2 pseudogenes are annotated in these 517 nt (G+C 58.6%); both read right to left on the bottom strand.

Annotated elements, in window-relative coordinates:
* Positions 1 to 114, bottom strand: a pseudogene (locus ACG0Z5_RS23915) (Rhs element Vgr protein); the annotation flags it as partial.
* A pseudogene (locus ACG0Z5_RS23920) lies at positions 111 to 517 on the bottom strand (type VI secretion system ATPase TssH); the annotation flags it as partial. The pseudogenes ACG0Z5_RS23915 and ACG0Z5_RS23920, both read right to left, overlap by 4 nt.

The raw sequence follows: 517 nt of genomic DNA on the forward strand, positions 1-517 counted from the left end.
GTAGCTGAACGGCGTGCTCAGGGCTTCATCGCCTTCAAACGCCAGTACATCGAGCTCTGCGTCACATCCCTTCACCGACAACTGGTGATGGTTGTGGCTGAATCTTATCGTCATGCGTCCACTCCTTGTGTACGGTCAAACTCCAGCCCGATACCCTCTTCCTCACTCCACCCCAGCGTCAGCGATTTCGGTTTCTGTTTCGCCGCCATGTGGGTCAGCAACTGCTGACTCAGCACCGGCAGAATTTGCTGGTTGAGCAGGCTGTCAACGTTGCGTGCGCCGGTATCCGGCAGCAGGCATGCAGCGGTCAGCGCGTCATACAGGCTCTCATCTATCTGCGTGGTCAGGCCGTAGTGACGGTTCAGACGCTTACTGACCTGCGCTAGCTTCATCTGCACGATGGTGCGCATCGCGGGCTCATTCAGTGGGCGATAAATCACGGTCTGGAAGCGGGCCAGCAGCGCCGGCTGGAAGTGGTCGCGTAAAATCGGGCGCAGCAGTTCGTGCAGGTCGCCTT

Source organism: Scandinavium sp. M-37 (genome assembly GCF_043558715.1).
GTDB classification, from domain to species: Bacteria; Pseudomonadota; Gammaproteobacteria; order Enterobacterales; family Enterobacteriaceae; genus Scandinavium; species Scandinavium vulneris_A.